16 protein-coding genes and 1 pseudogene are annotated in these 18675 nt (G+C 73.5%); 13 read left to right on the top strand and 4 right to left on the bottom strand.

Translation table 11 applies throughout. The features are described 5' to 3' along the window. Nucleotides 1-1215: pseudogene (locus tag N4P33_RS19445) on the top strand (hypothetical protein); the annotation flags it as partial. A gap of 53 nt (nt 1216-1268) precedes the next feature. On the opposite strand, the gene N4P33_RS19440 reads toward N4P33_RS19445, so the two are convergent. Together N4P33_RS19440 and N4P33_RS19435 are read right to left on the bottom strand one after the other, a co-directional pair. Beyond that, nucleotides 1269-2501, bottom strand: a complete 1233-nt coding sequence (locus N4P33_RS19440) for a helix-turn-helix domain-containing protein (protein WP_260827906.1) — start codon at nt 2499-2501, stop codon at nt 1269-1271. A gap of 3 nt (nt 2502-2504) precedes the next feature. After that, nucleotides 2505-2657, bottom strand: coding sequence for a hypothetical protein (locus N4P33_RS19435; RefSeq protein ID WP_260827905.1), 153 nt, complete (start codon nt 2655-2657; stop codon nt 2505-2507). 202 nt (nt 2658-2859) lie between these two features. Between N4P33_RS19435 and N4P33_RS19430 the strand changes: the two genes are divergently transcribed. The 10 genes from N4P33_RS19430 to N4P33_RS19385 all read left to right on the top strand — a co-directional run bounded on the left by N4P33_RS19430 (nt 2860) and on the right by N4P33_RS19385 (nt 15257). Further along, a complete protein-coding gene (locus tag N4P33_RS19430) occupies nt 2860-3855 on the top strand; it encodes a DUF3068 domain-containing protein (RefSeq protein ID WP_260827904.1) in 996 nt (331 codons plus the stop codon). A 236-nt stretch (nt 3856-4091) separates the two neighbouring features. Beyond that, the gene (locus N4P33_RS19425; protein ID WP_260827903.1) at nt 4092-5243 is read left to right on the top strand and encodes a glycosyltransferase family 4 protein; all 1152 of its coding nucleotides are present in this window, start codon (nt 4092-4094) and stop codon (nt 5241-5243) included. Between the two features lie 167 nt (nt 5244-5410). Continuing rightward, nucleotides 5411-6088: a class I SAM-dependent methyltransferase gene (locus N4P33_RS19420; protein WP_260827902.1), complete on the top strand. Its 678-nt coding sequence runs from the start codon at nt 5411-5413 to the stop codon at nt 6086-6088. Beyond that, the gene (locus N4P33_RS19415) at nt 6085-10512 is read left to right on the top strand and encodes an alpha-(1->3)-arabinofuranosyltransferase (protein WP_260827901.1); all 4428 of its coding nucleotides are present in this window, start codon (nt 6085-6087) and stop codon (nt 10510-10512) included. The genes N4P33_RS19420 and N4P33_RS19415 overlap by 4 nt, the downstream gene beginning before the upstream one ends. Beyond that, the gene (locus tag N4P33_RS19410) at nt 10509-11939 is read left to right on the top strand and encodes a condensation protein (RefSeq protein WP_260827900.1); all 1431 of its coding nucleotides are present in this window, start codon (nt 10509-10511) and stop codon (nt 11937-11939) included. The genes N4P33_RS19415 and N4P33_RS19410 overlap by 4 nt, the downstream gene beginning before the upstream one ends. Further along, entirely contained in the window at nt 11940-12677 is a 738-nt protein-coding gene (locus tag N4P33_RS19405; RefSeq protein WP_260827899.1) for a bifunctional 2-polyprenyl-6-hydroxyphenol methylase/3-demethylubiquinol 3-O-methyltransferase UbiG, read from the top strand. Between the two features lie 16 nt (nt 12678-12693). Then, nucleotides 12694-13623 (top strand): hypothetical protein, encoded by a 930-nt coding sequence (locus N4P33_RS19400; RefSeq protein WP_260827898.1) that lies wholly within the window; start codon nt 12694-12696, stop codon nt 13621-13623. Then, complete coding sequence (locus N4P33_RS19395; protein ID WP_260827897.1) at nt 13620-13847, top strand: Trm112 family protein; 228 nt, start codon at nt 13620-13622, stop codon at nt 13845-13847. Before N4P33_RS19400 ends, N4P33_RS19395 begins: the two co-directional genes overlap by 4 nt. Next, complete coding sequence (locus tag N4P33_RS19390) at nt 13844-14680, top strand: FkbM family methyltransferase (RefSeq protein WP_260827896.1); 837 nt, start codon at nt 13844-13846, stop codon at nt 14678-14680. The genes N4P33_RS19395 and N4P33_RS19390 overlap by 4 nt, the downstream gene beginning before the upstream one ends. Continuing rightward, complete coding sequence (locus N4P33_RS19385) at nt 14646-15257, top strand: hypothetical protein (RefSeq protein ID WP_260827895.1); 612 nt, start codon at nt 14646-14648, stop codon at nt 15255-15257. Before N4P33_RS19390 ends, N4P33_RS19385 begins: the two co-directional genes overlap by 35 nt. Here the strand turns inward: N4P33_RS19385 and N4P33_RS19380 are convergent. Together N4P33_RS19380 and N4P33_RS19375 are read right to left on the bottom strand one after the other, a co-directional pair. Continuing rightward, nucleotides 15235-16110 carry a RimK family alpha-L-glutamate ligase gene (locus tag N4P33_RS19380; protein ID WP_260827894.1) on the bottom strand — a complete coding sequence of 292 codons (876 nt, stop codon included), beginning with the start codon at nt 16108-16110 and terminating at the stop codon, nt 15235-15237. The two genes, N4P33_RS19385 and N4P33_RS19380, sit on opposite strands and share 23 nt — an antisense overlap. A gap of 61 nt (nt 16111-16171) precedes the next feature. Further along, complete coding sequence (locus tag N4P33_RS19375; protein WP_260827893.1) at nt 16172-16357, bottom strand: hypothetical protein; 186 nt, start codon at nt 16355-16357, stop codon at nt 16172-16174. Between the two features lie 98 nt (nt 16358-16455). On the opposite strand from N4P33_RS19375, the gene N4P33_RS19370 reads away from it, so the two are divergent. Together N4P33_RS19370 and N4P33_RS19365 are read left to right on the top strand one after the other, a co-directional pair. Next, nucleotides 16456-17904, top strand: a complete 1449-nt coding sequence (locus N4P33_RS19370; RefSeq protein ID WP_260827892.1) for an acyl-CoA synthetase — start codon at nt 16456-16458, stop codon at nt 17902-17904. After that, on the top strand, nt 17897-18675 hold a 779-nt coding region (locus N4P33_RS19365), incomplete at its 3' end, for a carboxyl transferase domain-containing protein (protein WP_313904542.1). The genes N4P33_RS19370 and N4P33_RS19365, both read left to right, overlap by 8 nt.

Raw genomic sequence — 18675 nt, 5'->3', positions numbered from 1 at the left:
GGCGGTGGCGGCGGCGGCGCCGGATACGCGGGCGGCGGCGGTGGAGCCGGGTCCGCCGACGACGACCGGCTCACCGGCAGTGGTGGCGGCGGCTCCAGCTACGCCGACCCGGACCGGATGAGCGACGTGCAGCTGCTGGTCGGCGAGCGCACCAAGGCGCCCGGCAAGGACGACCCGTTCTGGGCGCCCTCCGACAACCCGATCGACTCCGGCGTCGCCGAGGGCGGCCCCAACGCGCCGGGCGGCCCCGGCCGTGTGGTCCTCCAGTGGAAGGGCACCGTCCCCGCGGAACTGAGCGCGGTCTCCGGTGACGACCAGACCGTCGACCCCGGCTCCGAGTCCGCCCCGCTGGCCGTGACGGTCCGGGACAAGGACGGCAAGCCGGTCGTGGACGCCTCCGTGACGTTCGCGATCGAGGACCCGTCCGGGCTGGGTGTCGTCTTCGACCCCAGCTACGAGACCAAGAAGCTCGCGATCGCCACCGACGCGCAGGGCCGCGCCCAGACCCCGCCCATCAGCACCACCTCCCGCCAGGGCGAGTTCACCGTGCGCGCCACCTCCGCGGGGCTGACGCAGGTGTTCACGCTGCGGGTGAAGCCCCTGGCCAATGAGGTCGAGGCGGTCGGGGGTGACGGCCAGAGGACCGAGCCGGGTCAGCCGTTCCCCGAGGCGCTGCGGGCGCTGGTGACCGACGACGGCGAGCCGTCCGCGGGCGCCGAGGTGGACTTCCGCATCGAGGCGAGCCGTTTCGACGGCGCTCCCACCTTCGAGGACGGCGCCGAGGGCGTGCGGGTGACGGCCGACGCCGAGGGCATCGCCACCGCCCCGGAGATCGTCGCCGGTGACGCCCCGGGCACGTACACCGTCACCGCGAAGGTCTCCGGTGGCGCCGGCGCCACCTTCACGGTGGAGGTCGTGCAGAAGGGCGACCCGTCCGCCACTCCCAGCCCGAGTGCCTCCGCCGGCACGGGTGGCACGGACGGTGACGGCGGTACCGACGGCAACGGTGACGACGACGGCGCGGGCAACGACGACGGCGCGGGCAGCGGTTCCGGGGACGGCGACTCCGCGACCGGCGTCCTCGGCGGTCTGGCCGACACCGGCGCGGGCGGCATCGCCCTGCTGATGACCGTGGCCGCCGCCCTGGCCGCCGCCGGATTCGCGGCCGTCCGGCTCTCCCCGCGTCTGCGGACGCGCTTCCAGGGCCGCCGCTGACCCTCAGGTCCGGGGTGCGGGACGCGTGACGTGGTCCGCACCCCGGACCTTTCTCATCGGCGCACCTCGCCCAGGGCTCCGCGCAGCCGCTGGGCGCGCAGGACCAGTTCCAGTTCGAAGCGGCGGTCCGGGTCGTCGATCTCGTCGCCCCACAGTTCGCGGATCTGGCGCAGGCGGTAGCGGACGGTCTGGGGGTGGACGCCGAGGCGGGCCGCGACCTCGGGGGCGCCGCCGCGCGTCTCCAGCCAGGCCAGCAGGGTCTCGGCGAGGCGGCGGCCGTGGGTGGGGCCGCAGTGGGTCAGGGGGGCGAGGCATCGCAGCGCGAGGTCGTCGATCAGTTCCTCGGGCTGGAGCAGCACGAGGGCCTCGGTGTGCTCGGTGCAGTGCAGCACCTCCCCGGACGGCAGCAGCCCCCGCTCCATCAGACGTACGGCGGCCTCCGCCCAGCGCAGCGACTTCGCCGCGTCGGCCAGCGGCACCGGCGGGCCGATCGCGCCGGACCAGCCGGTGAGCGCGCGGTGCAGCAGCTCGGGGCGGCCGGCGGCGTCCGGTTCGGGGACGACCATGCGGGGCTGCTCGTACTCCATGTCGAGCAGGACGCCCTGCCCGACCGCCGGTGCCATCGCCTCGCGGGCCGGGCGCAGCAGGACTCCCGCCGCGACCTTCTTCGGCAGCGGCCAGCCGATCCGGGCGGCCCGTTCGGCGAGCGCGTCGGTCGGATCGCCCCGGTGGTGCTCGGCGAGCAGCAGCTCGATCAGCTTGCGCTGCAGCCGCAGCCGCTCCCCGGCCTGCCGGGCGGCGGCCTCGGCGTACCCCCGTACGGACTGGTCGACCAGGCCGTCCAGGTACTCGTAGCCCGCGTCGACCAGTTCGTACATCGCGGGGGGCGGGATGTCGACGCGCTGGCCGATCTCGGCGAAGCAGCGCCAGGCCAGGCGCACGCCCATGCGGTAGATCGCCTGGAGCGAGTCGAGCGACCTGCCGTGCAGGCCCTCACCCCGCCCGAACTCCTGGAACACGCCGGGCGGCACGGTCGGCCGGCCCTCGGAGTTCTCCAGGTGCTGTACGAACACCTCGATGGCGCGGCGGATGCCGACCAGGGCCATGGGCTCGCCGGAGTCGTCCAGGACGACGGGCAGGTGCGGGTACTCGCGCTGGATCTCGCTCATGATCTGCTCGGCCAGCGCGGGCGCCTCCGCCATGGCGATCTCGGCGAACCGGCGCACCTGGTAGCGCGGTACGTCGTGCCAGGCGGACCGGGTCGTGAGGGTGCGGGAGGCCGGCACGGGTCAACTCCCCTGACCGGCCTGCTCGTAGGTGATCAAGGGGGTGTTCGGCTGGTCGGGCCTCGCTTCGAGCAGGGCGACCACACCGAGCGCGGCGCCCACGGCGAGGGCCGCGCCGAGCGCGACGGTCAACGCGGCAGCGAGCAGTCTGGACATCGCAGGGTCAGCCTCTCTGTCGGGAGGTTCCCCACCCCCGGCATCGTGTCCCGCCACCCATGCGGTCGTGCCCACAGTGTCGACATGACATTGACACTCCGTCAAGGGGCGCCTACGGTTCCCGCCCCAATACCGGATGCGCACTTTCCCTCACGGCGCCGGCCTGACCCGTCGCGCCGTCCCAAGCCTCTGGAGTGCCCGGATGCGCCGTACAGCTTCCCCTTTCTCCCTGGTCGTACTGGGTTTCGGCACCTTTCTGCTGGTGCTGGCCCCCCTGCTGGCGTGGTACGTGCAACCGCGTGCCGCGGTGAACCCGATCGACATCGACACCACCGCCGTCTACACCGGACGCGGCAGCGTCTTCGACACCGAGAAGATCGAGACGGTCCCCGACCAGAAGATCACCGTCACCCAGCGCGTGCGCGGCAACGTCGAGGACAGCGAGCGCAGCGGAAACGCCGTCTGGGACGTGGTCACCACGGTCGACACGGACAAGTCCCTGCCGGCCGCCGACCCGCACGACGCGCTGGACGTCAACGTCCACCGCTGGGTGCTGGACCGCGAGACGACCGAGCCGGTGCACTGCTGCGAGGAGAAGCCGTACATCGAGGGTGAGGCGTATCTGAAGTTCCCCTTCGACGTGCAGAAACGGTCCTACCAGTGGTGGGACAACACCCTCGGCGGCACGGTCGTGCTGCGCTACCAGGGCACCGAGAAGGTCCAGGGCTACACCGGCCTGAAGTTCACCGGCTCCGTCCCGCCGACCAAGGCCGGGACCCGGCTCGTCCCGGGCAGCATCGTCGACCAGCCGGACCGGCCGCAGGTGCTGGCCGAGGAGTGGTACTCCAACCACGGCGTCGAGCTCGTCGTCGACCAGGCCACCGGCCGGGTGATCTACGCGCAGACCGGGCCCAGGCGCACCCTGCGCGCACCGGGCGGGGAGAAGGACGCGGCGGTGCTGCTGGACGCCGAGAAGATCGCGTTCACCACCGAGACGCAGAAGGAGGCGGTCCGCCAGGCCGAGCGGGACAGCGGCCAACTGCAGCTGGTGGGCGAGACGTTGCCGATCGGGACGGCGGTGGCGGGATTCGTTCTGGCGGTGGCCGGTGGGGTTCTGGTGGCACGTGGACGGAAGGAAGACGGAACGCCGGACATGGCTGAAACGCCGGATATGCCCCAGCCGACCCTCACGAAGTGACACGACGTCAGCTGCAACAAAGCGGAAAATTGTCACACCGGTGAGTAGCCGTGGGGAACGCGTGGGCGAAAACTGTCCAATCCCCACCCGACCACACCGTGTCCCCACCGCACCCTCACCGGTCCGAAACCCACCCCACCCCACCCCACCCCACCGTTCGCAACCCCACCGTTCGCACCGACCCCACGCTGTGACCCCACGCTGAGTTCCGCACCCTGACACGAGTTGGAGCACCGATGCCCCAGCACGTTCCGTCCATGCTGCGACCCGCGTCCCCCAGCGCGCCGCAGCACCCTCCGGCGACTCCCCCGCATCCCCGCCGGATCGTCTTCCTCGCCCACCGCGACCTGGGCAATCCCTCCGCCGGCGGCTCCGAGCTGCTGGTCGACCGACTCGCCGACGGCCTGACCCGCCTCGGACACCAGGTCACCCTGCTGTGCGGAGGGCCGGCCGCCTTCCGCGACTACCGGGTGGTGTCGGCGGGCGGCACCTACGGCCACTATCTGCGCGCCCGCTCCGCCTTCGCCCGTCAGGTCGGCGACTGCGATCTGCTGGTCGAGGTGTGCAACGGCATGCCGTATCTGGCGCCGCTGTGGCATCACGGACCCACCCTGTGCCTGGTCAACCATGTGCACACCGATCTGTGGGGCATGCGCTTCGGCGGCGCGCTGGCACCGGCGGCGCGGATCGGGCGAAGACTCGAACAGTGGGCGCTGGGCGCCGCCCGGCCGAGCGGGCTGATGGTCGCCGTCTCCCCGTCGACGGCGCAGGCGCTGCGCGGCATCGGGGTCGCGCGCGAGCGGATACGGATCGTGCACAACGGTGTCGAGGAGCCGGGACCGCTCACCGGGCGATCCGCCGAGCCGCTGTTCGTGGCGGTGGGGCGGCTCGTCGAGTACAAGCGGATCGATCTGCTGCTGCGGCTGTGGGAGCGGGTGCGGCCCGTGACCGGCGGGCGGCTGGTGATCGTCGGGGACGGGCCCGAGCGGGAGCGGCTGGAACGGATGGCCGGACCGGGCGTCGAGTTCGCCGGGCATGTGTCCGAGGCGGAGAAGCACCGGTTGCTGTGTGCGGCGTGGCTGTTGCTGCATCCGTCCGCCGTGGAGGGGTGGGGTCTGGTCGTCACCGAGGCGGCGGCTCGGGAGACGCCGGCGATCGCGTTCGACGTGCCGGGGCTCCGGGACTCCGTGGTGGACGGGGAGACGGGGGTGCTGGCGCGGGGGGAGTCGTCGTTCGCCGCCGCGTGGTGCACGTTGGCGTTGTCCTCTCATCGGCGGGAGTTGATGGGGAAGGCGGCGCGGGACCGGGCGGCGCGGTATCGGTGGGATCGGACGGTTCGGCAGTTCAGGGCGGTGGCTTCGGAGGCGGTGCGAGGTTGGGGGCCGTGACGCCTAAACGCCGTTTCGGTCGGGTTGTCGCGCGAGTGCCGGTCGTCCGTGGCTGGTCGCGCCCCGCGGCGGAGCCGCACATCGATACAGCCCCGCGCCCCTATGACACTCGCGTGTCTTTCAAGGATCCCTCTCTTCGGCGGTCCCTTTCCCTCTTCCGGGCCTTCATGCGCGAGCAGGATGATCCCGAGGGCTGTTACTCGCTTCTTGCCCGGGATGCCGTCGATCAAGTCGAGGCGTACGACCGTGCCGTTGCCGGGCGGGTCGTCGTGGACGTCGGTGGGGGGAGCGGGTACTTCACCGAGGAGTTTCGGCGGCGTGGGGCGTTTGCCTATCTGTTCGAGCCCGATCTGCGGGAGCTCGGGAAGAAGCCGCCCGACGGGGCCGTGATCGCCGACGGGTATCTGCTGCCGTTGGCCGACGGGGTCGCCGATGTCGCCTTCTCCTCCAATGTGCTGGAGCACGTGGCCGATCCGCAGACCTTTCTCAGTGAGCTGGTCCGGGTGACCCGGCCCGGTGGGCTGATCTATGTGTCGTTCACCAACTGGCTCTCGCCGTGGGGCGGTCACGAGTGGGCCCCGTGGCACTACTTCGGCGCCGAGCGGGCCCGCGCCCGCTACCGGCGGCGTACCGGCAAGGACGCCAAGCACACGCTCGGCGAGAACCTCTTCCCCGTGCACATCGGCACCACGCTGCGGCAGGTGCGCGCCCGTGACGACGTGCGGATCGTCTCGGCGCGCTCCCGCTACTGGCCCTTCCTCACCGAGGCCGTCGTCAAGGCGCCGGTCCTGCGTGAGTTCGCCACCTGGAACCTCCTCCTCATCCTCCGGCGGTGTCCCGAATGACGACCACGGTCCAGGCTCCCCCTCCGGCAGCCGTCCCTCTCACCGCGACCGCTGCGGGTCCCCCCGAGGGCCCGCGGTCGCGGCGCTGGCTGCTGGGGTTCTGGGCCCTGGTGTTCGTGCTGTTCGTCGCGGTGCAGCCGGGGCGGCAGACCTTCGACACCAAGCTCGGGGTGACCGTCGATCCCGGTCAGTTCCTCGCCGACCTGGGGCAGCTGTGGCACGACCGGGGGTCGTTCGGCGGGATCTCCGATCAGTACGTCGGCTATCTGTGGCCGATGCTGCCGTTCTACTGGGTGTGCGACCTGGTCAGCCTGCCGGTGTGGCTGGCCGAGCGGCTGTGGATGTCGCTGATCGTGTCGGTGGCGTTCTGGGGTGCGCTGCGGCTGGCCGAGCGGCTGGGGGTGGGGAGCCGTGCCTCGCGGCTGCTCGCCGCGGTCGCCTATGCGTTGTGGCCCGTCTTCACGACCGTGGTGGGGTCCACGTCCGCTGCCGCGCTGCCCGGCGCCCTGCTGCCGTGGGTGCTGCTGCCGTTGACGAACGAGCGGTACGCGGCTCGGGTCGCCGCCCTGCGGTCGGCGCTGCTCGTGCCGTTCATGGGCGGGGTCAATGCCGCGTCGACGCTGGCCTCGCTGGTGCCGGTCGGGCTGTATCTGCTGTCCCGGCCGCCGGGGCCACGGCAGCGCAAGCTGATCGCCTGGTGGGTGCCGGCGGTGATCGTGGCGACCGCCTGGTGGTGGATTCCGCTGCTGTTGCTGGGCGTCTACGGCGAGAACTTCCTGCCTTATATAGAGAGCGCGCGGACGACCACCGACACCATGGCCGCGACCGAGGCGTTGCGCGGAGCCGGGAACTGGGTGGCGTATCTGCACTTCGGTGAAGCGTGGCTGCCGGCCGGCTGGGCGGTGGCGTCCTCGGTGCTCGTGATCGTCTGCTCGGCGCTCGCGGCCGGGCTCGGGCTCGCGGGGCTGGCCCGGCGGGACATGCCGGAGCGACGCTGGCTGGTGCTGACGGTGCTGGTCGCGGTGCTGGTGCTGCTCGCCGGGTACGGGGGCGCGTTCGGGGCGCCGTTCCACGGCGTGGTGCAGGACTGGCTGGACGGCTGGCTGGCGCCGTTCCGGAACATCTACAAGTTCCAGACGGGGCTCGCGCTGGCGCTCGTGCTGGGGATCGCCCATCTGGTGGGTGTCGCACAGCGTGAGCCGGGCGGGGAACGCCGGGCACGCGGGCGGCGGTTCGCGCCGCTGGTGGCCGCGGTGCTGATCCTGCCGGGGCTGGTGTGGCCGTATCTCAACGGGTCGATTCTCACGCCGGGTTCGTTCCAGGAGATCCCCAAGTACTGGCGGGCCACGGCCGACTGGCTGGAGAAGTACTCGCCCGACTCGCGGGCGCTGGTCGTGCCGGCCACCGCGCACGGCGTCTACACGTGGGGCTCGACCATCGACCAGCCGCTGGACGTGGTCGCCGAGTCCCGCTGGGCGCAGCGCGACTACGTGCCGTTCGGGACGCCCGGCAACCGGCGGGCGATGGACGCGGTCGAGCAGGCGCTGATGACAGGCGCCGAAGTGCCGGGGCTGGCCGACTACTTGAGCCGGGCGGGTGTCTTCTATGTGGTCGTCCGCAATGATCTGGACCCGGATCAGCTGGGCTATGTGCCGACGACGACGGTGAAGCGGACGCTGGAGCAGTCCGGGTACGAGCGGGTGACCGGGCTCGGGCCGGTGACGACCGGCGGGCGGATCGCGGACGACACGCCGTTGCAGGTGGAGGGGCTGTATCCGCGGCAGCGGGCGGTGGAGATCTACCGCCCGACCGGTGCCGACGTGCCGCGTCCGGGGCAGGCATCGCTGGCGCCGATCGCGGACACGGCGGTGGTCTCCGGTGGTCCGGAGTCGCTGCTGCCGCTGGCCGGTGAGCTGCGGGGGCGGCCGGCGGTGCTGACCGGTGACCATCACCCGGGGCTCGGCACGCCGCCCGTGCAGGTGATCGGTGACGGGATGCGGCGCGCGGACACCCGGTTCGGGCTGGTCAACGCCAACACGTCGTACACGTACACCAAGGACGAGCGCAACGCTCCGGATGCCGCGCAGGACGCGGGTGAGGGGCCGCACCAGATCCTGCCGACCGAGGGGCAGGTGCACCAGACGGTGGCCGAGCTGCGCGGCGCCCGCTCGGTGACGGCCTCCTCGTACGGCAACTGGCTGTTCCATCTGCCGCAGTTCGACCCGGTGAACGCCTTCGACGGCGACCCGGGCACCGCGTGGGCGGAGGGTTCGGCGGATTCGCCGGACGGGCAGTGGCTGCGGATCGAGTTCAACGGCCGTTATGAGATGCCTGACTCCATCGGCATCACGCCACTGCCGCAGGACAGCGTGCGGGCCGCGGCGACCAAGGTGCGGGTCGAGACGGAGAACGGCTCCGAGACCAGCTTCCTGCGGGCCGACGGCACCAAGCAGCGGATCAAGGCGCACGAGGGCGGCACGCGGTGGATGAAGCTGACGATCGTCGACTCGGTGGCCCGGACCTCCGGTCTGGCCGGGGCGGGCTTCACCGAGATCGACCTGCCCGACGTGCAGGTGACACGGCTGCTGCGGCTGCCGGCCGACGCGGAGAACTCCACGGCCGCCGCGCAGATCGTCTCGCTGCACCGGGCCGCCGACCCGACCGGGCTGTCCGCCACCGGCACCGAGGCAGGGCTGCACCGCCGGTTCACCACGGGCACGGCGGGGACGTACGAGGTGCGGGCGAACGCGGTGGCGGTGCCCGGTGAGGCGCTGGACCGGCTGCTGTACGAGGTGGCGCCCGAGCAGCGGGACCGGATCGTCGCCACCGCCGACTCCACGGCGCGGCTCGGTGCGGGGCTGTCCGCGCGGAATCTCACCGACGGTGATCTGACCACGGCGTGGATCGCGGGCGACCGGCCGACGATCCATCTGAGCTGGGAGGGCAAGCAGGCGGTCGGTGAAGTGGTCCTGGCCCCGGCGGGCGGACTGTCCACGCGGGCCGCCGAGGTGCACATCAGCTCCCCGGACGGCGCGGCCATCGCGGGCGTCGACGAGAACGGCATCGTCCGCTTCCCGCCGATCACCACTGACCGGCTGGACATCACCATCACCCAGACCGCCCCGCTCACCCTGCACAACCCCGTCGTCGACGAGGACCTGCAGCTTCCGGTGGGCCTGACCGAGGCGTACGTCCCGGCACTGGAGCAGTACCGCACCCCGCAGCCGTCCGGCGGCCGGGAGTTCTCGCTGCCGTGCGGGAAGGGGCCGGTCCTTGCGGTCGACGGCGAGCTGTACGAGACGAGCGTCAAGGGCACGGTCCGGGACCTGGTGGAGCGGCGCCCGGTGCAGGTGACACTGTGTCAGGAGGGGCGCGGCGAGGAGCAGCTGGAGCTGTCCGCGGGCCCGCACCGGGTCGAGGGCGGCGACGCCGGGCCGCTGGCGCTGACCGAGGTGACGCTGACCCGCGGGAGCGTGCCGGAGGCGGCGACGAGTGGGCGTGAGATGCGGATACAGGACTGGCTGGGCGACCGCCGGGAGGTGAGCGTCGGCTCGGGCGCGGCGTCGTACCTGACGACGTATCAGAACTACAACGAGGGCTGGACCGCGACCCTCGACGGCGAGGAACTCACCCCGCTGCGGCTGGACGGCTGGCAGCAGGGCTGGCGGATCCCGGCGGGCGCGGGCGGCACGGTGAAGCTGTCCTACGAGCCGGCCACGACGTACGACGCCGCGCTGATCGGCAGCGGGGTCGGGATCGCGGTGCTGATCGGGCTGGTGCTGTGGCGCCGGAAGGCGGAGAACCCCGACGAGCCGCAGCAGGTTCCGGCGGCGCCGGGACTGTGGCTGGGCGCGGTGGCACTGACGCTGGCCGGCGTGATCGTCGCGGGCTGGTGGGCCCTGCTGGTCCCGGCGCTCGCGGTCCTGGCCTCGCGTCGGCCGGGGGTCCTGGCACCGGTCGCGTTCGTGTCCCTCGCGGGCGCGGGTGTGGCGGCGGCGACGGGGGCGGGCGAGCCGGTGGGCGCGGGTGAGGGTGCGTTTGGTCATGCGGCCCAACTGCTCGCGTTGATCGGGTTGTTCGCGGCGCTGGTGAGCATCGGTGAGCCGCGCGGAGGAGAGGAGCGGGCGGAGTCGGTCGGGGGTGCGCAGGACCCCGGGACGACGGCGGTACTGCCTCCGGCACCGGCACCTGGCGGGGCGCAGGCGCCTGGCCCGGAGCCGCGGCGCGCATCGCCACCGGCTTCGGGATATTCGACGCCCCCGGAGCCGCCGAGCCCTGTGCCGCCGAAGGCCGCGACGCCGGACGCATCGGCACCGAGCGCATCACCGCCCGGCGCCGGGCAGCCGCCGCCCGCCGCCTCCGACCCGCCCACGCGGCGGATTCCGAGGGCGCCCGGTGACTCGGGGAGGGAGGGCTCCGTATGACCGCACCTGTCCGCGTCCCCTTCCCGGTGGTCGACGAAGTCGCCCGGCACTGTCTCCAGGAGGAGGAGCCGGAGACGGTGCACATCGAGGTGCATCTGCCGGGCCCGCTGGACGAGGCCCGGCTGCGCAAGGCGTTCGTGGAGGCGCTGCGCCGGCATCCGCGCATCCTGATGCGTGAGGCGCCGGGCCCCTGGTACCGGCGGCGCTACGAGTGGGAGCTGACCGAGGACCCGGACGTGGAGGTGGTGACCTTCCCGCCCCCGGGACGTGACGCCCTGCGCGACGCCCGCACCCGCGCCCTGACCCAGGCACCCCCGCTCACCGCGTCCCCGCCCATCCGCCTGGAGGTGGTCTCCCCGGCCCACGCGGCGGAGGGCAGCGAGGCGAGCGACGCGGTGGGCGCCACCCTGCCCGGCGGCAACTCCGGGACACTCCCGGCGGGCGCCACCGCATCCGGTGCGCGGACGCGGTCGACGCCCGACACAGCCACCGGCTCGGCATCGCACCCCGCGCACACGGGCCCCGGCACCACCGCCGGCGGCACCGTCCTCTTCCTCACCATCAACCACACCGCCCTGGACGGCCCCGCCTGCCTCCGCGTCCTCGCGACCGCCGCCGAGCTCTACGGCGGCCGGGACAACTCCGCCGCCGCTCCCCCTGTACGGCCCCCCGAGACGCCGCAGCCCCCGCAGGACATGCCGTCGAACTGGGCGCCGCCCGCGCGGGTCGCGGCCGGGGCTCCGGAGCCGTCGCCCGGGAACGGGATGCTCGTCACCGAGCTGCGGCTGCCGCACCGGCCCAAGGGCGCGCCGTACACGGTGAACGACCAGCTGATGGTGACGACGGCACTGACGATCGCCCACTGGAACCGGGAGCACGGCGCCAAGCCCCGCCCGCTGCGCATCACCATGCCGGTCGACGACCGCCCCCGGGACGCCTCCATGCCCATCGGCAACGGCACCCGGCTCGTCGAAGTCCCTTTCGCATCCGAGGAGTTGGACCCGGCCGAGATGCCGGAGCTGCTGCGCAGGACCGCGCTGCGGACCCGTGCGCTGAAGTCGCTCCCCCGGCCGCAGCTCGGCCACGGTGCCGCGCTGCTCACCGCGCCCTGGGCGCCGGTGGCCTGCCGGGCCGCCCTCACCCGGGCGTTGCGCAGGGCGGCGGCGCCCTGGACGTCGACCACACTGCTCAGCAACATCGGCCGGATCCCGTACCCCCTGGACTTCGGCGAGGAGGCGGGCCGCGCGCACGCCGTGTGGTTCTCGGCCCCCGCCCGGATGCCGCGCGGCCTCACCGTCACCACCGCCTCCACCGCGGGCCGGCTGCATCTGGCGCTGCGCTGGTCGCGGTCCCTGCTCAGTCACGGCGACGGCGCGCATCTCCGCGATCTGTTCGAGCACTATCTGCACACCACGGAGGCGATCTGAGTGACGGCCACCGCACCTCCGCCCCGCGACCTGCGCGACTTCTACGAGAACCCCGCCGTCCCCGTCGCCTCGGGCCCCGCCCGCAGTCGCCGCCAGGCCCGCATGCTGGCCCGGGCGCTCGGCCCGGCCGGAGGCAGCGGCGCGAAGACCGTGCTCGACATCGGCTGCGGCGACGGCACCGCCGCCGCCACCGCGGCCCCCTTCCTGCGCGGCCACCGCATCGTCGGCGTCGACTGGTCCCAGGACGCGCTCGCCCGCGCCCGCACCCGCATCCCGTACGCGGTGCGCGGTGAACTGACCGGCGGCGGGCTGCCGTTCGCGGACTCCTCGGCGGACGCAGTGCTGTTCAGCGAGGTGATCGAGCATCTCGTCGACCCGGACGCCGCCCTGGACGAGATCCGCCGCGTGCTGCGCCCCGGGGGCCATCTGATGCTGTCCACGCCGAATCTCGCCGCCTGGTACAACCGGGCGCTGCTGCTGGCGGGCGTGCAGCCGGTGTTCTCCGAGGTCAGCCTGCGCGGCATCCACGGGCGGCCGGGCACGGAGGTCGTCGGGCATCTGCGGCTCTACACCGCCCGCGCGCTGCGGGAGTTCGTCGCCGCGTCCGGCTTCACCGTCGTACGCCTGGAAGGCGCGCCCTTCCACGGCGTACCGCGTCCCCTGCGTCCCCTGGACCGGCTGGCCTGTGCCAGACCGTCGCTGGCGTCGATCCTGCTGCTGCACGCGCGAAGGACGTGAAGGGGGGACGGGGAGCATGTGGTGGGGAGTGGCCGCGGCCCTGTTGGCGAACGTCCTGTACAGCGGTGGGTTCGTCCTGGAGAAGCGGGCGCTGGCCACCCTGCCCGCAGTAACGATCCGGCAGCCGGCGCGGCTGCTGCGGCTGGTGCTGGGCAGCCCCCTGTGGATCGGCGGCTCGCTGGCCCTCGCGGCCGGTTTCGCCGCCCAGCTCGCGGTGTACGCCACGCTGCCGATCGCCGCCGCCCAGGGCATCTTCGTCTCCGGTCTGGTGCTGCTGGTGCTGCTGTCGGCGCGGCTGCTCGGCGAGCGGACCAGCGGCCGGGAGCGGTACGCGCTCGGCGCGATCCTGCTCGCGCTGCTGATGGTGGTGCTGTCGCTGCGCGAGGGCGGCCCCGGCGCGGACACGGTCGGGCAGGAGGCGCCGTATCCGCTGATCCTGCTGGTGTGCGTGCCGTCGCTCGCGGCCGGGGTGTGGCTCTACAGCTCCGCCGAGCGCAACGCCCGCCACCGGCACCGGCTGCCCACCACCGGCGTCGAGTACGGCGTGGCCGTCGGCCTGCTCTACGGCGTCAGCTCGCTCGCCATCAAGGGCGTGTCGAGCCATCTGACGGCCGACGGGCTCGGCGGGGCCGTCCTCGATCTGCTGCGCTCCCCGTACCCGTATCTGCTGCTGTTCACCGGCGCGTTCGGCCTGGTGATGTCGCAGGCGGCGCTCCAGCGCTGCCGGGCCTCGCTGATCGTGCCGGTGTGCACGACCGTGACCTGCCTGTACACGGCGGTGCTCGGCACGCTGTCGTTCGGCGAGGAGCTGCCGGACGAGCCGCTGCGGCTGGCCCTGCGGATCGCGGGCACCGTGCTCGCGGTCGCCGTGCTCCTCGCCATGCCGAAACACGACGCACCCGCCCCACCCTCCCCCACCGGCGCGAAGGAGCTGACCCCACCGTGAAACCCGACGACCCGCTGCTGAAGATCCTGGCCTGCCCACTCGACAAGGGCCCGCTGCGTCTCGTGCCCGGCGACCGCGAGGCGCTGTACAACCCGCGGCTGCGCCGCCGCTATCCGATCGTCGACGGTGTGCCGCAGCTGCTGCCGTCCTCCGGTGAGCAGGTCACGGACGCGGAGCACGAGGAACTGCTGACGCTCATCGGCCCCGAGGAACCCGCCCCGTGAGCGCGCGCCCCACCCTCGCGGCCCGCGTGGCGTCCTTCCTGCCCACCCGGGTCGTCGCCGCGGCGGCCCGCGCGGTCTACCCCCGCTTCGAACCGGAGCTGGCGCGGCTCGCCGAGATGTGTCCGCCCGACTGCGACACGGCGGTGGACGTCGGCGGCTGGTACGGCCCCTGGACGCGCCGCCTGGCTGGACGCGCCCGCCGCGTGGTGACTGTCGAACCGGTGCCGCACCTGGCCCGGCTGCTCGCCGCCACCTCCCCGCCGAACGTGCAGGTGATCCGCGCCGCCGCATCCGACCGCCCCGGTATCGCCCGCCTGTGGCTGCCGCCGGACGACGGCGGCGACCGGGGTGTGTCGTCCCTGGTCCGCCGGGACATCCACGGCCAGGCCCTCGACGTCACCTGCGTCACGCTGGACGAACTCGGCCTGAAGAACGTCGGCTTCATCAAGATCGATGTCGACGGCAGCGAGTCGGCGGTGCTGCGCGGGGCGACCGGCCTGCTGGCCCGCGACCGCCCGGCCCTGTTCGTCGAACTGGAGTCCCGTATCCAGCCCGTCGCGCCGGTGGTGACGTATCTGTCGCTGCTCGGCTACGACGGCTGGGTCCTGCCCGGCGACACCTGGCTCCCCCTGTCCCGCTTCCCGCTGGAGGCCCATCAGGCCGAGGCGTCCTACGTCGTCTCCCGCGGGCTGCTCCGCCGCGTCCTGCCGTACGGGATCCTGCGCGGCCCCCGCTACGTCAACTCGGTGCTGTTCCTGCCGGACGGCCGCCGCCCCGGTGGCTTCCCGGTGCGCGACGATGGTGCGCGTGCCCACCGGAAAACACCCCGCTAGCCCCTTCACGCGACGCGACTTCCAGCTCGTGCTGCTGCGCCGCATGGCCGACCACAACCCGGACCTCGTGGCGGACGCCCGCCAGGAACTGGGCGTCTCCCTGGCGCAGATGCGCGAGGCCAACAAGCGCTGGCAGGCGATGGTCCGCTCACCGCGCTCCCGGCCGGCCCTCTCGCGCTACCGCTCGATCCTGGGCGAACCGGAGTCCCGCGCACCGCGCCGGATCGGCGACCTGGACTGCGAGGCCTGGCAGTGGCAGCTCCCGCTCTGGCCCGACCTGCGCTTCGAGGTGCTGACCGCGCCCGGGGGTGCCGTCTGGAACGAGTGGCTGGTCCGCGCCCCGCACGCCGAGCCGCCTGAGCTGCGCACGGTGGAGGACCTCACCCCCTGGTCCTGCACGGTCGACGAGGCCGCCCGCGCCTTCGCCCCGGCCCGCCCCCTGGAGGGCACGGCCCCCACCCGCTGGGGCCTGGCCTTCACGGCACCGGACGGGCAGGGCGAACGGCACGACGTGGTGGCCGAGTTCACCTGGGGCCTGCTGCAACGCACGGCGGTCAGCCCTCCGTCGCAGCCTTGAGGATCGCGTCCACCACGCGCGGCACCGACTCCGGGTGCAACGACAGGAACAGATTCGGCTCGACCAGCTCCAGCTCCATCACGCGCGGCTGCCCGTCGTCACCGTCCACCAGGTCCACGCGCGCGTACAGCAGCTCGGGCGCACCGGGCACGGCCGCCAACGCCCGTTCGGCGACAGCGAGTTCGGCGTCCGTCGGGGTCCAGGACGTCAGGCCGGGGTGGGCGACCTTGCGCGCGTCGTACGCGGTGCCGGGGGCCAGCACCGGGCCCTTGCGGCTGGCGTGCAGCAGGCTCCCGCCGAAGAACTGCAGGGCCCGCTCCCCCGCCGTGTCGATGCTGCGCACGTACGGCTGCACCATCGCCGTGAACCCCTCGGCGTGCATCCGCCGCAGCTGCCGTACGGCGGTGTCGTGCTCGTCGGGCGTGTAGCGGGCGGCGAACCGCGCACCGGCACCGGACGTCGGCTTGACGACGAACTCGCCGTCCGCGGGAAGATCGAGCGGCTCCCCCGCCGCGACGTACCGGGTGTCGACCACGGGCACCCCCGCCTCGGCCAGCTCCCCGAGATACCGCTTGTCGGCGTTCCAGCGCACCACGTCCGCCGGATTGGCCAGCCGCGTGGCCTGGCCGCACCGCTCGGCCCACGCCGTGAACTCGGCGGCCCGCCAGCTGTAGTCCCAGGTCGACCGGATGACGGCGAGATCGAACCGCCCCCAGTCCACCCCTTCCTGATCCCACACGACCGCCGCCGCCTCAGCCCCCGCCGCCTCGAGCGCCCGCACCAGCCCCGGCAGATCCCGGTCCTCGGCCACCTCAGGCCCGGGCCGACAGGTCACCAGCGCAATCCGAGCCACGACGGCCCCCCTCCACGAACGAACAGCTGATCGCCCCGCAGGCTAACAAGGGCGCCGCCCGTCAGTCCGCCCCCGCCCGCCGGCGCAGCTGCGCCGAGCCGCGCCGCGCCGCGCCGAGCCGAACCGAGCCGTCGTCCGTGGCCTGGACGACCAGCCCCCCGGCGGTGACGGTCAGGGACAGACCGCTGTGCTTCGCCCACGCGCACCGAGTCGGGGCCGGGGCCGGGGCCGTGTGGTCGCAGATCACGCCCGGCCGTGGTGTCGTCGGACCTCCACCCCGGGCAGGATCAGTGCCGAACCCCTCACCCACCCGGACAGACCACCTCACCTCAAGGAGCCTGACCCGTGCCCTCTCTCTTCCCCGCCCTGACCGACGGCCCGCCCGATCGGCCCGCGTTGCGCTTCCCGGAGCGCGCGCTGACCTATGGCCAGCTCGGCGCGGCGGCGGCCGCCGTGGTGGGTGGTGTGCGAGGTGCGCGGCGGGTCGCCGTGTGGGCCACACCGGAGCTGGAGACGGCCGTCGCGGTCACGGCGGGGCTGCTCGCCGGGGTGGCCGTGGTGCCGCTGAACCCGAAGTCGGGCGAGAAGGAACTCGGCCACATCCTGGCCGACAGCGCGCCCGACCTCGTCCTCACCGCGCCGGGAGCAGAACTACCCGCCCCGGTACGGGACGTGCGCCGCCTTGATATCGACATCACCGCGACCGCACCCGGCCCGCCCGAGAACGCCGCCGACCCTGAGACCCCCGCCCTGATCGTCTACACCTCCGGCACCACCGGCCCGCCCAAGGGTGCCGTCATCCCCCGCCGGGCCGTCGCCGCCACCCTGGACGCGCTCGCCGACGCCTGGCAGTGGACCGGTGACGACGTCCTCGTCCACGGGCTGCCGCTGTTCCATGTGCACGGGCTGGTGCTGGGCATCCTCGGCCCGCTCCGGCGCGGCGGCTCCGTGCGGCACCTCGGCCGCTTCACCACCGAGGGCGTCGCGCGGGAGCTGAACTCCGGCGCCACGATGCTGTTCGGTGTGCCGACGATGTACCACCGCATCGCGGAGGCGCTGCCCACCGAGCCCGAGCTGGTCAAGGCCCTCGCCTCGGCCCGGCTGCTGGTGTCCGGCTCCGCCGCGCTGCCCGTGCACGACCACGAGCGGATCGCGGCGGCGACCGGGCGGCGCGTGATCGAGCGGTACGGCATGACGGAGACGCTGATGAACACCAGCGTCCGCGCGGACGGCGAGGCCCGCCCCGGCACCGTGGGCGTGCCGCTGCCGGGCGTGGAGCTGCGGCTGGTGGAGGAGGACGGCTCGCCGGTGACGTCGTACGACGGGGAGACGGTCGGTGAGATCCAGGTGCGCGGGCCGAACCTGTTCACCGAGTACCTCAACCGTCCCGACGCCACGGCGGGCGCCTTCACCGGCGACGGCTGGTTCCGCACCGGGGACATGGCGGTGCGCGAGCCGGACGGCTATGTCCGCATCGTCGGCCGCAAGGCCACGGATCTGATCAAGAGCGGCGGCTACAAGATCGGCGCCGGTGAGATCGAGAACGCGCTCCTGGAGCATCCGGGCGTGCGGGAGGCGGCGGTGACCGGGGAGCCGGACGCCGATCTGGGCGAGCGGATCGTGGCGTGGGTGGTACCGGCCGACCCGCAGTCCCCGCCGGGGCTGGAGGAGTTGGCCGAGCATGTGGCCCGCCGGCTGGCCCCGCACAAGCGCCCGCGCGTGCTCCACCTCCTCGACGCACTCCCCCGCAACGACATGGGCAAGATCATGAAGCGGGCGCTGAGCCATGACTGACGGTCTCTCCGCGCGCGAAACCCTCGCCCTGATCACCGACGACTTCACCGAACTTCCCTCGCCCATAAGGGAGTCCGCCCCGGACGGCCCGCTCGCCTGGCCGGGCTACGACGCCGCCCGCGCCCGCGCCGCCGAGCGCACCGGCGAGCAGGAGTCGGTGATCTGCGGCACCGCCCATGTCGGCGGCACCCGTGCCGTGCTGATCGCGTTCGAGTTCGGCTACCTGGGCGGCTCCCTCGGCGAGCGCACCGGCGACCGGCTGGTGGCGGCGTACACCCACGCCCGCGAGCACCGGCTGCCGGTGGTGCCGCTGGTCGCCACGGGCGGCAGCCGGATGCAGGAGGGCATGCTCGCCCTCACCCAACTCCAGCGCGTGGCCCGCGAGTCGACGCTCACCCGCGAGGCCGGCCTCCCGCAGATCGCGGTGCTCCGCGACCCGACGACGGGCGGCGGCTGGGCCACCCTGGGCGCGGGCGCCGACATCGTCCTGGCCCTCCCCGGCGCCCAGGTCGGCTTCGCCGGCTCCCGGGTCCGCCCCCGGGACGCGGACCCGGCGGCGTACACGGCGGAGGCCCAGGTGGCTGCGGGCGCGGCGGACGCGGTGGTCCGTCCGGAGGACCTACGGGAGACCCTGGGCCGGTGGCTGCGCCTTCTGTCACGCGGAACGGACAGCCGCCCCGCAGCCACCCCCGGGCACTCGGGCACCGGAAGCGGCAGCGGCAGCGGCACGGCGCACCTCCCCACGTCAGACCCCCAGAACCAGCCCACCGA

The sequence above is a fragment of the Streptomyces sp. 15-116A genome (genome assembly GCF_025290915.1).
In the GTDB taxonomy this organism is placed as follows: domain Bacteria; phylum Actinomycetota; class Actinomycetes; order Streptomycetales; family Streptomycetaceae; genus Streptomyces.
Note: the sequence above shows the minus strand (reverse complement) of the source record. Positions and strands in the feature narration are given on the sequence as shown.

Coding starts and splice junctions, on each gene's coding strand:
- N4P33_RS19435 (WP_260827905.1), bottom strand. CDS start 2,657: ATGTCCAGACTGCTCGCTGCCGCGTTGACCGTCGCGCTCGGCGCGGCC.
- N4P33_RS19430 (WP_260827904.1), top strand. CDS start 2,860: ATGCGCCGTACAGCTTCCCCTTTCTCCCTGGTCGTACTGGGTTTCGGC.
- N4P33_RS19425 (WP_260827903.1), top strand. CDS start 4,092: ATGCCCCAGCACGTTCCGTCCATGCTGCGACCCGCGTCCCCCAGCGCG.
- N4P33_RS19420 (WP_260827902.1), top strand. CDS start 5,411: ATGCGCGAGCAGGATGATCCCGAGGGCTGTTACTCGCTTCTTGCCCGG.
- N4P33_RS19415 (WP_260827901.1), top strand. CDS start 6,085: ATGACGACCACGGTCCAGGCTCCCCCTCCGGCAGCCGTCCCTCTCACC.
- N4P33_RS19410 (WP_260827900.1), top strand. CDS start 10,509: ATGACCGCACCTGTCCGCGTCCCCTTCCCGGTGGTCGACGAAGTCGCC.
- N4P33_RS19400 (WP_260827898.1), top strand. CDS start 12,694: ATGTGGTGGGGAGTGGCCGCGGCCCTGTTGGCGAACGTCCTGTACAGC.
- N4P33_RS19385 (WP_260827895.1), top strand. CDS start 14,646: ATGGTGCGCGTGCCCACCGGAAAACACCCCGCTAGCCCCTTCACGCGA.